Below are 13568 nucleotides of genomic sequence, written 5' to 3' on the forward strand. Positions count from 1 at the left end.
TCAATTTTTTAAAGAACATAAATGTCAATAAAATCAGTTGCAGCAAAACTATTTGCACTTAAAATTTATAAAAAAACGCAAGCTTGGGCCAATAATCCCGTGGAAACCCAAAACAAGGTTTTACAACAATTAATCAAAGAAGCTAAGGGAACTGAATTTGGCATCGACCACCATTTTCATACCATTAAATCAAGTGCCGATTTTGCGGTTAAGGTCCCTATTCGGGATTATGAAGAGTTGAAACCGTATGTTGATAAGGTGGTAAAAGGGGAGGAAAACATTCTTTGGAAAGGGAAACCGTTGTATTTTGCAAAAACATCGGGAACAACATCTGGAGCAAAATATATTCCGTTGACCAAGGAATCGATGCCTTTTCATATTGAAGCGGCTCGAAATGCTATTTTGCATTATATTCATGAAACGGGAAAAGCGGATTTTATTGACGGAAAAATGATTTTCCTTCAAGGAAGTCCTATTCTGGAAGAAAAGTACGGTATAAAACTGGGAAGATTATCTGGAATTGTAGCTCATTTTGTTCCAAAATATTTACAAAAAAACCGAATGCCTTCTTGGGAAACGAATTGTATTGAAGACTGGGAAACCAAAGTAAATGCGATTGTTGAAGAAACATTCAATGAAAATATGACGGTGATTTCAGGAATTCCATCTTGGGTGCAAATGTATTTTGAAAAATTACAGCAAAAAGGAGGGAAGCCGGTGGGAGAAATCTTTAAAAACTTTAATTTGTTTATTTACGGAGGTGTCAATTACGAACCGTATCGCGCTAAATTTGAAAATCTAATAGGCAGAAAAGTAGATAGTATTGAATTATTTCCTGCTTCGGAAGGATTTTTTGCCTATCAGGATTCCCAAAAAGAAAAGGGTATGTTGCTGCTTTTGAACGCTGGAATTTTTTATGAATTTATAAAAAGTGACGAATTCTATGCCGAAAAACCAAGACGTTATACCATTGGTGAAGTGGAATTAGGTGTGAATTATGTTTTAATAATTTCTACCAATGCTGGACTTTGGGGTTATAATATTGGTGATACCGTCCAGTTTACTTCATTAAAACCCTATCGTGTGATTGTGTCGGGAAGAATCAAGCATTATATTTCGGCTTTTGGAGAACATGTTATTGGAAAAGAAGTAGAAAGTGCGTTGCAGGAAGCTATAATTGGGACTAATATTCGAATAAATGAATTTACTGTTGCACCACAAATCACACCAACGGAAGGATTACCGTATCACGAATGGTTCATTGAATTTGAGAACGAACCGGAAGACAGCGCAACTTTTGCGGAAGCGATAGACAATGCCATGCGAAAACAAAACGTATATTACGACGATTTGATTGTGGGACACGTATTGCGAAAAGTTGTGATTACGAAAGTGGCCAAAAACGGGTTTCAGGATTATATGAAATCGATAGGCAAACTGGGCGGGCAAAATAAAATCCCAAGACTTTCTAATGATAGAAGCATTGTGGATTTATTAAACAAAAAATAAAAAGTTTACATTTGAGTTTTAGAAAATAAAAAATAATGAAAGAGACTAAACATATATCGAGATCCAGAGCACAGGAATCATCAGCAGCCATTGAAAAAATGTACATCACGATGCGTCATTTGTTTAATAGAGGATTTTATAAACCGATGGGTGTCTCAGGTGATACTTTGAGAGAAGCTTTGTTGGCCTTACGTCCAGAAATCTACGGAAATATTGGCGAAGAAAAAGTGGAGTTAAATGGTCTTTTGTATGTTATAGAACGGCTGCCTACAGGAATTGAAGAATGTAGATTCATTAATTTAACTTCGGAAGAAGGGTATTCCAAATCCCATTTTCAAGCTATTGTTCCACCAAAAAGGCGCCGTAATTGTTATCGAATTGACGAGGAGCAAATGAATGTGGAAATTACGCGTGGACGTTCAGACATCTATGATATTTTGACGCATTTAACGTTCATTTTTATTGAATCCCATAAAATAAGAAACAGGGTTTTACTTGATGATGCAGGAGAAGTGTCGCGCGATTGGTTTAAACTGGAACAAGCTGTTTCCCAAAACAAAAAATTGACTCTTGTAGAAAAAGAAAAAGCGATTTCACATGCATCAAACATTCTAGGGAGGACATTTGAGGAAGTTTTAGATATTTATGACACATTTGGATCCGTAACAACACCAGATCGCTTTTTACATGTTATTTATTGGTTGGGGAAATTAGCCATAGAAGAAATTGTTGATGACAACAAAAGAACCATAACATTCAGCCCTATTTTAAGAGAACGATTGGGGCATCATATTCATGGCGAAATATGGGCAACGAACATCAAGGAGGTTTTGAAAGAAAATCAACTTTTAGATCGCCCAATTCATGTGATTAGCGCCAATATGCACAGTGTAATGAACTCTATATTTGCGATGCCATCATTAAAAACAAAGTTTAAAGACAAATCAGATTTCTTTATTTATGAAGAATTGAGTAAATCGGGTGCTTATGAAGTTCGCAATCAAGTGGAAGAAGTGGCTTTGAAATACGGAATGATTTCGTTACCGGATACTTCAGGAACTAATATAGATGTGCAAATTTTTGATACTGCCAAAATCGACTGGGCCAAAACCTCATTTCCAACAGCAAATACAGGAGATAAAAAACCGGTGTTAATTGTCATGGATTACGCTTTTGGCGAGCAAGCGTATGAAACGATTGACGAATTATTAAAACCGTATAAAAAAGAGACCTTATTGAATGTGGAATCGGTTTCCATCATGGGAAAAGCGGGGATTCTGGAAGGTGGAAAAGGAGATATCATGATTCCGAATGCGCACATCAATGAGGGAACGGCAGATAATTATTTTTTCCACAATGAATTATCGGCAGCAATGTTTGAAGGGAATGATATTGCAGTTTTTGCAGGACCAATGGTTACTGTACTAGGAACGTCATTACAAAACAGGGATTTATTAAAGTTTTTTCACGAATCGACTTGGGGTGTTATTGGTTTAGAAATGGAAGGTTCCTATTATCAAAAAGCCATTCAATCGGCATCAAAAATCAGAAAAAGCGTTCCTCTGGATATAAAAGTAAGATATGCTTATTATGCATCAGATAATCCACTAGAAACAGGAAGCACATTGGCTTCTGGCGGACTGGGAACCACAGGTGTAAAACCAACGTACTTGATTACCATTAAGATATTGGAACAAATTTTCAACGCAAAATAGAATAGTAGAATGAATAAAAACGTACCCAATAACCTGGAGGATCAGGAGATTGATTTATCGCAAATTTCTAAGAAAATTAGGAGTCTTCTTCAAAGATTTAATACCTTTTTATTCAGATGCATTCAGTTTTTTGTAAAAAATGGGATTGTAGTTTCGATTTTGTTGATAGTTGGAGTAGGTTTAGGATTGTTTTTAGACCAAACAGAAAAAAACTATGAACATCAAATTATAGTTGCACCAAATTTTAAATCAACGGATTATTTATATTCTAAGTAATGAGATTGAAATAATGTCATATTTGTTTTTTAACTAAACCTCAGTCTTTATTGAGGGTTTGACATTATAATATGCGACAATATATCGTTCCTATTACTTAAGATTGATTTATTAGCCTCTAAAATTGCAGAAAAAGATTTTTTTTTTAAAAGTCAATTGGCATTAAAAATACACAAGAAATTAATAAAATTTCAATTGAACCTATTGTCGATATATACAAGTTTATTAACAATGAGGGTCAAAATTTAGAACTATTGCAACTAATGGCACAAAATGGGGATTTAAAAACAATAGCTAAGGAAACCTCAATAAGTAAGAACTATGATTTTCATACAATTATCCTTTCGACACAAGGAATAACAAGCCAAAAAAGAACGGTTGAACCCATATTAAACTATTTGAATACAAGTCCTTATTTTAGAGGGGCTCAAAAAATTTCAATTAGTAATATTCGACAAAATACAATATCCAATCCTAATTTATCTTCTTTATAAAATAGGAATACCGACCAATTTCCATAAAATAAATGTAAAAACGTTTTGGTATATATTGGGTTTTTTATGATAGCCATTTTTATCGCTATGCCGTCAAAAGAATTTATAACTTTTATTTATTTGGCAATCATACCATTTGTCTTTCATTCTGCGAGGATACCATCAAAATACAAGGTCGTTATAACTTTAATGATCGTGGCTTTTTTTGGTGTTTTTTTTCGTTCCTACTTTTTACTGATTCCAGTAATAGCCATTGGGATGTATTTTGTAACCTTAATTGATTTTCAAAACAGAGCGCTTTCCTCTGTTTTTTATGGATTGTTAATTGCAATTTTTATATCATTAAGTGCTGGCGTTATAAAAGGCAAGTATTTATCAGAGAGTTCCCGTGATGTGGTAAATAGGGGTCGAATGAATTCTAAAGATGCCAATTCAATAATCGTTTCACCTATTAGAACTGACACTTGGTATGGAGAAACTGTTGGAATTGTATATGGATTTTTTGCTGTTAACATTCCTTTGGAAGGGTTTAAACATATTTTTTCACCTCAAATTATTGCGTTTATAATTTGGCAAATTCTACTGTTCTATATTCTTTTTGTACGTTTTTCTCGTTGTCTGATTGACCGGAAAAAACATCGGTATTTACTTTGGACGGTACTTATTTTATTTTCTTATTTTATAGTTCAAGGTATTTTCGAACCGGATTTAGGTACTGCAACACGTCATAAAATAGGAGTCTTTCCTCTAATTTATTATGCTTTATATTATGAATATTTCAGAAAAGAACTTCAACAAAATATTTAATGCCTTTCTGTTTTTTATTGCAATTACGATGATTTTTAGAAAACCATGTACCTGGTTAATTATTCTTTTTGCGGTATTTAATTTATTCTTTATAAAAAAATTAAAGTTTACCCAAACATCGTTGTTGCTGGGGGCAGTTATCGCTTCACCATTACTATTGGAAATTTTACTTTTCTGGAACAATGATTCTTATTTAATGGGAATAAAATCTATCGAAAAAAGCATTTCCTTGCTTATTTTTCCATTGTTCATTTTGGGTAATTTCCAGCGAATTAAATTCTTTAAACTGACACAATTGTATTCATTTTTTACAACAGGCATTATACTTTTTTTCTTTATCCGTTTTACGGTTATAGTTCCGGATTTAATGAATAAATATCTAAATGGAATTGATTTATGGGAAATGGGATACGAGTTTTCTAATAGCATCGGAATTCATGCACCGGCGCTAAACATGCATTTGTCCTTTGGGGCTATTATTAATCTTTATTTTGTTTTTAATGCCTTTCGTGAAAGAAAAGGTGTCCTCATTAAAATTGTCAATTTCGCCATTTTTGGACTATCATTCTTTTTTGTCCTTTTTGTGAATACTCGAATGGCCTTGTTTAATATGCTAATTGGTTTTGTTTTGGTTTTTTTCTATCAGGTTATCAGAAAATATAATTTTAAAAAGGGCATTGGAATAGCAGCTGTCGGATTGGTTGTATTGGGTAGCATCTTTTTGCTGTTTGTCCAAAAAAACCCTTATATGAAAGAGAAATACACAGCGGCAACATTTGCTTATATGGATAAAATTGGGAAACTTGATGCCATAGAAAATCCTGAAATAAAAGTATTTAATTCATTTGTTACCCGTGTTTCTATTTGGAAATCAGCATGGGAACTTTCGTTAAAAAACCTGCCTTTTGGAGTTGGAGCTTCTGATGGAAAACCTGAATTAGACAATTATTACAAGCAAACGAATCAACATTTTTTGGCAAAATATGAATTTCCAACTCACAATCAGTTTCTTGATTTTTTATTAAAATATGGGATTTTGGGCCCAATAGTAGTTTTTTTGTACATTTTCTCCATTGGCTATTTAGGTTTTAGGGTAAAGAATGCCATTATTATTGCTTTCTTTTTTATCTTTTTCACTTCGAATCTTACCGATGATTTTTTGCTTCGATTTGACGGAATTGCATTTAGTGGTTTGTGGTTCTCTATTTTTGGAAGTTATTGGCTGCAGGAGAAAATTACCGCTGGTAAAGAGGAATTAGTTTTTTAAAGTTTTTGTTTTTATCATATAAATTATGGCATCTTTCTAACGCATTTTCTCCAAATATTTTTCTTGTCTTTTCGTCCTTTAGAATTTCGAAATAAGTACTGAGTTCATCTATTTCATTAAAAAGAAATCCTGTTTCATTATGACGTACCACATCTTTATTGCCGATTATATTGGTTGCTACGACAGGCTTTTTCATTGCCATTGCTTCTAAGACCGCAATGGGCAATCCTTCCCAAAGCGAGGTTTGGATATAAATATCAATGGCATTGAGTTCTTTCAAGGCATGATCTCTTTCCAAGAACCATCCGGTGATTCGGATATTTGGTGCGGTTATTTCAGGTCTTAATTCGCCATCACCAATCCAAATAAAATTAAAATCCGGAAACTTTAGGGCAATAGCATTGAAAAGTTTCGGATTTCTTGCAAAAGTGATTCGTCCTGCAATCCCAATTGTTAAGACCTCATTTTTATATTCTGCACTCTTTTTAGTAACATATTCAATGTTAATGCCGTTTCTTACTAAAGAAGATTTCCCTATTTTTTTTGCAATTTCATATTCGGTATCACCGCAAGCAATCGTTTCGCCTCCAAATAGTTTCTGAAAGCCTTTTTCAATTATCCAATATATTTTTTTATTCCAAATTGAAATGTCTGTTCGAAGAAAAGAATAGCCATGAGGAGTGTAAAACACTTTCTTTTTTTTTAATAATAGAAAACAGGCAAGTCTTCCCAGAACTCCGGCTTTTGAAGAGTGGAGATGGATAACATCGGGATTTAGTCTTCGGAGTGCTGCAGTTAATTCTAGTGTTGATTTTAAATCTTTAATAGGAGAAAAATTCCTAACCATGCTTACTTCAATAAGCGAAACGCCGTTTGAAAATTCCTCTTTTATTTTTTCCGAATCAATTTCTTTTCGATTGCCACTATAAATAATAGTGGTGTTGATGGTCTCATTTATTTCATGATCTCCAAAAAAAAAGGATAAATCTTTGAAATAAGTATGAACTCCACCGGCTACCGCTTCGACAACATGGACAACTTTCAAAATAGGGCTTTTTTAGTTACACAAAAATAGATAAAATAGAACTAGCGATACTTCTTTTTTGAGCTGCAATAGGGAGAAAAAATAAATTCTTCCGAAGTAGATTAACTAATAATAACCCGTTGGGTGTAATTAGTTTTTGATGATAATTTTCGTCAGTTCGAGTGATTTTCGACAGAAAATTATATCGAGAACTAGAAAATTATTATTAAAAACGGTTCTCGATATATTTTTTGTTCCGTTTTACTCCACAAAAAACACTCGAACTGACGTTTTGAATAATTGCACCCAACGGGTTAATAATAATTAAATTTATGTCTAAAATTTATTGAATCTGCAGCAAGTAAAACGCCATAGTTTCCTTGATAATTTATACCTTGCAATCGTAAAATTGATTTATGAAAAGAATACTTATCACCGGAGCTGCTGGATTTTTAGGATCACATCTTTGTGACCGTTTTATTAAAGAAGGCTATTTTGTCATTGGAATGGATAATCTCATTACTGGAGATTTAAAAAATATAGAACATCTGTTCAAACTGGAGAATTTCGAATTTTATCATCATGATATTACCAAATTTGTTCATGTTCCGGGCCAGTTAGATTATATTTTGCATTTTGCATCGCCTGCAAGTCCAATAGATTATTTAAAAATTCCAATACAAACGCTAAAAGTGGGTTCTCTTGGAACGCATAATCTTTTAGGTTTGGCACGAGTAAAAAAAGCCAGAATTCTTATTGCATCCACTTCTGAAGTATACGGAGATCCATTGGTTCACCCACAAACCGAAGAGTACTATGGAAATGTAAACACAATAGGACCAAGAGGGGTCTATGATGAAGCGAAGCGTTTTCAGGAATCGATAACCATGGCGTATCATACTTTTCATGGAGTAGAAACTCGGATCGTTCGAATTTTTAATACTTATGGTCCAAGAATGAGACTCAATGATGGTAGAGTTATTCCAGCATTTATAGGTCAGGCGCTTCGTGGGGAAGACTTAACTATTTTTGGGGATGGAATGCAAACGCGTTCTTTTTGTTATGTTGATGATCAGGTTGAGGGTATTTTCAGATTATTACATTCTGATTATGTTCTTCCTGTAAATATTGGCAATCCGGACGAAATCACCATTAAAGATTTTGCTGAAGAAATTATAAAACTGACCGGAACCAATCAGAAAGTGGTTTATTTTCCTTTACCAATAAATGATCCTTTGCAACGACAACCCGATATTACAAAAGCAAAAAAGTTGTTAGGTTGGGAAGCCAAAGTAAATCGCGCAGAAGGAATGAAAATTACCTATGACTATTTTAAATCATTGTCCAAAGAAGAACTTTCTAAAGAGGAACATAAAGATTTTTCGGGTTATATTAAATAGCGAAAGAATAGCATTTTTGGATTCATTTTTAAATTAATAGTATCGAATACATTCACTAATTATGACAGCATCACAAATAGGAAGATATTCAAAATACATACGGCCTATTAGTGTTTCAATTGATCTAATAGTTATTTCAGTGCTCAGCTTGTCTGTCTTCAGAGAACTGGATTTAGACATTGAATATTATCTTATTTATCAGACAATTGGATGGATTACTGCTGCTTTTTTCATAAGGTTTTATGAAATATACCGCTTCACTACCCCCATTGAAATTATTTCAAAAATAATCAAACAAGGGGTTTTATTTCTTTTGATAATTATTGCTTTTTTTCCATTTTCAAAACAGGTTGTTTTTAGCGGAGAAGTGATTGCGATGTTTATTTCTTCAGTTATAGTGCTGATTACTATTTCAAAATTTTTACTGTTTTATTATTTAAAAGAATATAGAATACTAACAGGCAGTAATTTTAGAAATACTGTTATTATTGGATATACGCCAGAAGCAATTCAATTAAAAGATCTTTTTGAAACAAGAAATGATTATGGATATCGTTTTTTAGGTTATTTTTCTGATAAGAAATCAAATCAAAATATCAAAGGAAAATTAGCGGATTTAAAGCCTTTTGTAATTGAAAATTGTGTGGATGAAATTTATTGTTCATTAAATGAAATTTCCAATGAGCATTTGAAAGATTTGATTGATTTTGCGGATGAAAACAATAAAACAATAAAATTTATACCAGATACAAAAGAGATTTTCTCTAAAAATTTAAAAATAGACTATTACGAGTTTTTCCCTGTTTTGTCTTTAAAGAAAACGATGCTGCATGAGCCTGCTACAAAAGTATTTAAAAGGTTTTTCGATATTGTTTTCTCCCTTATTATTATTATTATTATTATTGCTTTTCTCTTATCTTGGCTAATTCCATTATTAGCGATTTTAATAAAATTAGAATCCAGAGACCCGGTTTTTTTCAAACAAGGAAGACCTGGAATTGATGAAAACGAATTTTTCTGTTATAAACTTCGTTCTATGAAAATCAATAAGATAACCGAAACTGAAGCCTCAAAAAATGATCCTCGGGTTACTAGAATAGGGAAGTTTATGAGAAAGACAAGTATGGACGAAATGCCTCAATTTCTAAATGTATTACTTGGTGACATGTCAGTTGTGGGCCCGCGGCCACATCTTTGGGCACAAAATAAAGCCTATGGGAATACCGTTAAAAATATATGGTACGCCATTATGTGAAGCCGGGAATTACCGGATTAGCTCAAGTTAAAGGTTTTCGTGGCGAAATTGAAACAGAAGGCGATATGATTAACAGAATAAAATTTGATGTTTTTTATATCGAAAATTGGTCTCTTATTCTAGATTTGAAAATAATTTTCCAAACGGTAGTTAATATTTTAAAGGGCGAAGAAAAAGCATATTAAAAAATTTCTTTTTCAATTAATTCTTTTATTTGAAAATCAAGATTAAAGTTGTTTTTAGCATTTTCAAAAATCTGTTGCTTCATTATTTGAATTTGCTGTTTATCTATTTTTGAAATTTCGATTATAGTAGCATTCAGGTGTTGGAAATTTGCTACTTCTGCGACCCATCCTAAATTATGGTCAGATACAATAGTTTCGCCTTCGCCTCCTCCAAAATAAAGAATGGGTATTCCTAAAGCACTATATTCGAATATTTTAGATGGAACCGAGCCGTAAATCCTCGTTTTCAATGGAACTAAAGCAATATCAAAGGTTGCTAATTTCGAGATCAATTCATTGCGTTCCAGCATCCCATGAAAAACGATATTTTTTTTAGGATTATCCTTTATATAATCTTCAATTTGAACTTTTTCAGCGCCATCACCAAAAATATGAAATTCTAAATTTAGATTTTCCAAATTCATTTTTTCACAAACTTCCAAAACACCTTGCGCGACACCGAGTAATCCTGCGTAAAATAATTTAACAGGTTGGTTTTCAATTAAATTTAATTCAAAATTTTCAATTTGATGGTCTGGGAAATTACGATATAAACGACATTTTTTTTCTGGATATAAAGAGTGAATATGAGCAATAATTTCATTGGACTGGCCTAAAATCAGCGTTGAATTTTTATAAATAAACCGTTCTAAAAACAATGAAACTTTATGTGAAAATGAACCTGCCGGAAGGGCGTTCAATTCAATAGCCGCCAAAGGCCATAAATCGGAAACATTTAAAATAATTTTTTTTCGCTTTAGCGAAAGTACCAAAACACTAATAAAAGATAATAATAATGGCGGAGATTGGATCACTACTTTTTTTGGTGTTTTTTTAAACACTAAATAAAAAAATAATCCAATAGAAAAAGACACTGTTGAAACAATACGTTTGAAGATGTTTTTACTATTGCTTGGATAAATCCAAAGTCGCTTCACGCTTATATTTTGCATCATTTCTTCTACAAAAAACCTTCCTTTGTATTCCGGAAATAACGCTCCTTTTGGATAATTAGCCAATGGACAAATTACGGTTACTTTGTAATTATTTTGATGTAGTTTCAAAGCCAACTGCTCAATTCTATTGGCAGCAGCACCTTTTTCCGGTGGAAAATAATTCGAGATAATTACAATTTCTTCCATTAGTTTTTGGTTAGCAAAATAGCAATAATTCGTTCAGAAGCTTTACCATCCCAAAGTTCAGGAATACCACTTTCTCTCTTTCCATTTTCAAGAAATGAAGTGTAAATTTCGGTCAGTTTTTCGATGCCTATTCCTACCAAAGTATTGGTTCCAATCGATTGTGTTTCGGGTCTTTCGGTATTTTCGCGCATCGTAAAACAAGGAATTTCTAAAACGGTAGTTTCCTCAGAAATGCCACCGGAATCTGTAATTACTGCAAAACTGTTTTTGATAAGATACATAAAGGCTAAATATCCTTGTGGCTCTATACAAATGATATTTTTAAAGTTTAATTTTTTTTCTCCTAAAACAGCTTTGGTTCTGGGATGAACAGGAAAGATTACTTTTTTATCATTAGCTAAAATATCAATACCCAATAATAATTGTTGCAACGATTGTTCTTCATCTACGTTCGATGGACGATGCAAGGTGAGAATGATGTAATTTTCAAGTTCTAATTGGTATTCATCCCAAAAAGCAGGTTTTGTAATTCTATTTAAATTTTGATATAAAGTATCAATCATTACGTTTCCTACGAAATGGATTTTTTCTTTGGAAGTTCCAGATTTCAAAAGATTTTCATTTGCCCAAAGTGATGTGGTGAAGAGATAATCCGAAATACTATCGGTAACAATGCGGTTGATTTCCTCGGGCATTGTCATGTCACCAGAACGGATGCCGGCTTCAACATGCGCAACTTTGATATTCAGTTTTTTTGCTACAATTGCGCAAGCCATTGTCGAATTGACATCGCCAACCACCAAAACTAAATCACATGAATTTTGTAATAATTCTTGTTCAAAAGCCACCATAATCGCAGCTGTTTGCACGGATTGAGAACCACTTTTTACTTCTAGATTGTTATTTGGTTGCGGAATATTAAGTTCTTCGAAAAAAGTTTCGCTCAGGCTTTTGTCATAATGCTGACCCGTATGCACCAAACGATAGAAAATTGCAGCACCTTCGTTTTGCTTTTTCTCTATCGCTTTGATAATAGGGGCGATTTTAATAAAATTGGGTCTAGCTCCTGCAACTATGGTGATTTTCATTCTTTGATTTCTTTAATTAAGGAAATAAACTGCTTTAATTTTCTGTTTTTGTTTCGTTCCAGTTTTTCTTTTCGGGTGAATGAAAAGGTTAAACCGTTTTCTAAATAAGTTGCAATTGCTTTTTCAATTTTTTGAATTTGTGTTGCCGTTAATTCTTTTTCGCTCACATATTCTATTTCAAAAGTATCAATTTTTGTTTGTTTGATTATGAATTCTTTTACGTTTCCGTCATCTTCAATGATGCTTTTTGTCACGTAATAAAACGTCAATCCGGGTGATTTTTTCCCACTTGGCAAAAGGGCAACATCGTTTGTTCTCCCAATTAATTTCTTGAGAATGGTTTTTTTTAATGTGCTGTTTTCGTCTAGAATTCCAATATCGCCAATATCATATCGTATAAATGGATGCGCTTTGTTGAATAAGGAAGTAATCACAATTCGGCCAGCTTCACCGTTTGGAACAGCTTGATTATTTTCATCTAAAATCTCGACAAATAACGTTTCCGAATTCACTTGCCACTCGCCTATAGGGTTTTGAAAAGCAATTAAATCCAACTCAGAAGCACCATATTCATTAATAATTGGAATTCCAAATTGTAGCTTTAAAAGAATTTGATCCTCTTCAAAAAGCATTTCGGAAGTCACCATGCACACTTTCAGGGTGGGACAAATGTCTTTTAAAACAATGTTTTTATTTTGTAAAAACTTAGCAAATAAAACAATTGAGCTTGTATAACCATTTATGTAATCAAATTTTTTATTCTGAAATTTTTTCAGAATCTTTTCTAAAATTTCATCCGATAAATCAAAAATTGAAAACCGAAACCGATGGACTAAAAAATCTTTAAAGCGCTCTTTTTTGTTGCCAATAAAATCCATTGGAATCCCGTAAAAACGTGCTTGATACGAACGGTTAAAATCAATTCCGTACCAGCCAAAACGATAAATAACAGAAGCCCAGGTCAAAGCATGACTGTATTTGTCTTTGGCAAAAATAAACGGATCTCCACTGGAACCGGACGTTTTATTGACATAGCTATTCTTGGTGGAGTAACCATTCGAAAGCCTTTCAAGTAACGGTTTTTGTAAGGTTCTTTTATTTAAAACGGGTAAATCATCCCAGTCGGTAGAATTTGAGCCTACTAATTCCTGATAAAATGGATTGTTTTGTAAATGAAAATTAACGATTTCTACTTTTTTATTTTCAAGGAACGCGCTGTATTCTTTTTCTGAAAATGAAACTATTTTTCGCAATTCGGCTTTGGCTTCCTTCATTGGGAAACCATTTATCTTTAGTGATAAGTCGAAAAGTGGAAACATAGTAAGGGTATATTTCATCAAAAATAATGTTTAAGAACAACTAATGAC

At 33.0% G+C, this 13568-nt stretch carries 13 protein-coding genes; 9 read left to right on the forward strand and 4 right to left on the reverse strand.

Features of this window, described 5'->3' with window-relative positions; translation table 11 throughout:
• Positions 1 to 21: 21 nt before the first annotated feature.
• The 6 genes from ACNO7W_RS12145 (at position 22) to ACNO7W_RS12170 (ending at position 6068) form a co-directional block, all read left to right on the forward strand.
• Positions 22 to 1509 (forward strand): GH3 auxin-responsive promoter family protein, encoded by a 1488-nt coding sequence (locus ACNO7W_RS12145; RefSeq protein ID WP_417938339.1) that lies wholly within the window; start codon positions 22 to 24, stop codon positions 1507 to 1509.
• 35 nt (positions 1510 to 1544) lie between these two features.
• Positions 1545 to 3224, forward strand: coding sequence for a DUF6909 family protein (locus ACNO7W_RS12150; RefSeq protein ID WP_417938340.1), 1680 nt, complete (start codon positions 1545 to 1547; stop codon positions 3222 to 3224).
• 9 nt (positions 3225 to 3233) lie between these two features.
• Entirely contained in the window at positions 3234 to 3500 is a 267-nt protein-coding gene (locus tag ACNO7W_RS12155) for a hypothetical protein (protein WP_417938341.1), read from the forward strand.
• Positions 3501 to 3754: 254 nt separating this feature from the next.
• Positions 3755 to 3994, forward strand: coding sequence for a hypothetical protein (locus tag ACNO7W_RS12160; RefSeq protein WP_417938342.1), 240 nt, complete (start codon positions 3755 to 3757; stop codon positions 3992 to 3994).
• 66 nt (positions 3995 to 4060) lie between these two features.
• A complete protein-coding gene (locus ACNO7W_RS12165) occupies positions 4061 to 4801 on the forward strand; it encodes a hypothetical protein (RefSeq protein ID WP_417938343.1) in 741 nt (246 codons plus the stop codon).
• On the forward strand, positions 4764 to 6068 hold the full coding sequence (locus ACNO7W_RS12170; RefSeq protein WP_417938344.1) for an O-antigen ligase family protein: 1305 nt from the start codon (positions 4764 to 4766) through the stop codon (positions 6066 to 6068). The genes ACNO7W_RS12165 and ACNO7W_RS12170 overlap by 38 nt, the downstream gene beginning before the upstream one ends.
• Here ACNO7W_RS12170 and ACNO7W_RS12175 read toward each other — a convergent pair.
• On the reverse strand, positions 6037 to 7113 hold the full coding sequence (locus tag ACNO7W_RS12175; protein WP_417938345.1) for a glycosyltransferase: 1077 nt from the start codon (positions 7111 to 7113) through the stop codon (positions 6037 to 6039). The two genes, ACNO7W_RS12170 and ACNO7W_RS12175, sit on opposite strands and share 32 nt — an antisense overlap.
• Positions 7114 to 7508: 395 nt before the next feature.
• On the opposite strand from ACNO7W_RS12175, the gene ACNO7W_RS12180 reads away from it, so the two are divergent.
• From ACNO7W_RS12180 to ACNO7W_RS12190, 3 genes are all read left to right on the forward strand, one after another.
• Entirely contained in the window at positions 7509 to 8492 is a 984-nt protein-coding gene (locus ACNO7W_RS12180) for a UDP-glucuronic acid decarboxylase family protein (RefSeq protein ID WP_417938346.1), read from the forward strand.
• A 61-nt stretch (positions 8493 to 8553) separates the two neighbouring features.
• Positions 8554 to 9747 carry a sugar transferase gene (locus ACNO7W_RS12185; RefSeq protein ID WP_417938347.1) on the forward strand — a complete coding sequence of 398 codons (1194 nt, stop codon included), beginning with the start codon at positions 8554 to 8556 and terminating at the stop codon, positions 9745 to 9747.
• Entirely contained in the window at positions 9729 to 9932 is a 204-nt protein-coding gene (locus ACNO7W_RS12190; RefSeq protein ID WP_417938348.1) for a sugar transferase, read from the forward strand. Before ACNO7W_RS12185 ends, ACNO7W_RS12190 begins: the two co-directional genes overlap by 19 nt.
• Here ACNO7W_RS12190 and ACNO7W_RS12195 read toward each other — a convergent pair.
• The 3 genes from ACNO7W_RS12195 to ACNO7W_RS12205 are packed head-to-tail and all read right to left on the reverse strand — an operon-like array spanning position 9929 to position 13520.
• The gene (locus ACNO7W_RS12195; protein ID WP_417938349.1) at positions 9929 to 11113 is read right to left on the reverse strand and encodes a glycosyltransferase family 4 protein; all 1185 of its coding nucleotides are present in this window, start codon (positions 11111 to 11113) and stop codon (positions 9929 to 9931) included. The genes ACNO7W_RS12190 and ACNO7W_RS12195 overlap by 4 nt on opposite strands.
• A complete protein-coding gene (gene wecB / locus ACNO7W_RS12200) occupies positions 11113 to 12201 on the reverse strand; it encodes a non-hydrolyzing UDP-N-acetylglucosamine 2-epimerase (protein ID WP_417938350.1) in 1089 nt (362 codons plus the stop codon). Before wecB ends, ACNO7W_RS12195 begins: the two co-directional genes overlap by 1 nt.
• A complete protein-coding gene (locus tag ACNO7W_RS12205; RefSeq protein WP_417938378.1) occupies positions 12198 to 13520 on the reverse strand; it encodes a phenylacetate--CoA ligase family protein in 1323 nt (440 codons plus the stop codon). The genes wecB and ACNO7W_RS12205 overlap by 4 nt, the downstream gene beginning before the upstream one ends.
• Between the last annotated feature and the right edge of the window lie 48 nt (positions 13521 to 13568).

The sequence above is a fragment of the Flavobacterium sp. ZB4R12 genome, from assembly GCF_048276375.1.
Taxonomy (GTDB): Bacteria; Bacteroidota; Bacteroidia; order Flavobacteriales; family Flavobacteriaceae; genus Flavobacterium; species Flavobacterium gawalongense.

Excerpts from the sequence above, each read along its gene's own strand:
- ACNO7W_RS12195 (WP_417938349.1), bottom strand. The coding sequence starts at position 11,113 with ATGGAAGAAATTGTAATTATCTCGAATTATTTTCCACCGGAAAAAGGT.
- ACNO7W_RS12150 (WP_417938340.1), top strand. The coding sequence starts at position 1,545 with ATGAAAGAGACTAAACATATATCGAGATCCAGAGCACAGGAATCATCA.
- ACNO7W_RS12155 (WP_417938341.1), top strand. The coding sequence starts at position 3,234 with ATGAATAAAAACGTACCCAATAACCTGGAGGATCAGGAGATTGATTTA.
- ACNO7W_RS12165 (WP_417938343.1), top strand. The coding sequence starts at position 4,061 with ATGATAGCCATTTTTATCGCTATGCCGTCAAAAGAATTTATAACTTTT.
- ACNO7W_RS12145 (WP_417938339.1), top strand. The coding sequence starts at position 22 with ATGTCAATAAAATCAGTTGCAGCAAAACTATTTGCACTTAAAATTTAT.
- wecB (WP_417938350.1), bottom strand. The coding sequence starts at position 12,201 with ATGAAAATCACCATAGTTGCAGGAGCTAGACCCAATTTTATTAAAATC.
- ACNO7W_RS12205 (WP_417938378.1), bottom strand. The coding sequence starts at position 13,520 with ATGTTTCCACTTTTCGACTTATCACTAAAGATAAATGGTTTCCCAATG.
- ACNO7W_RS12190 (WP_417938348.1), top strand. The coding sequence starts at position 9,729 with ATGGTACGCCATTATGTGAAGCCGGGAATTACCGGATTAGCTCAAGTT.
- ACNO7W_RS12170 (WP_417938344.1), top strand. The coding sequence starts at position 4,764 with ATGAATATTTCAGAAAAGAACTTCAACAAAATATTTAATGCCTTTCTG.
- ACNO7W_RS12185 (WP_417938347.1), top strand. The coding sequence starts at position 8,554 with ATGACAGCATCACAAATAGGAAGATATTCAAAATACATACGGCCTATT.
- ACNO7W_RS12180 (WP_417938346.1), top strand. The coding sequence starts at position 7,509 with ATGAAAAGAATACTTATCACCGGAGCTGCTGGATTTTTAGGATCACAT.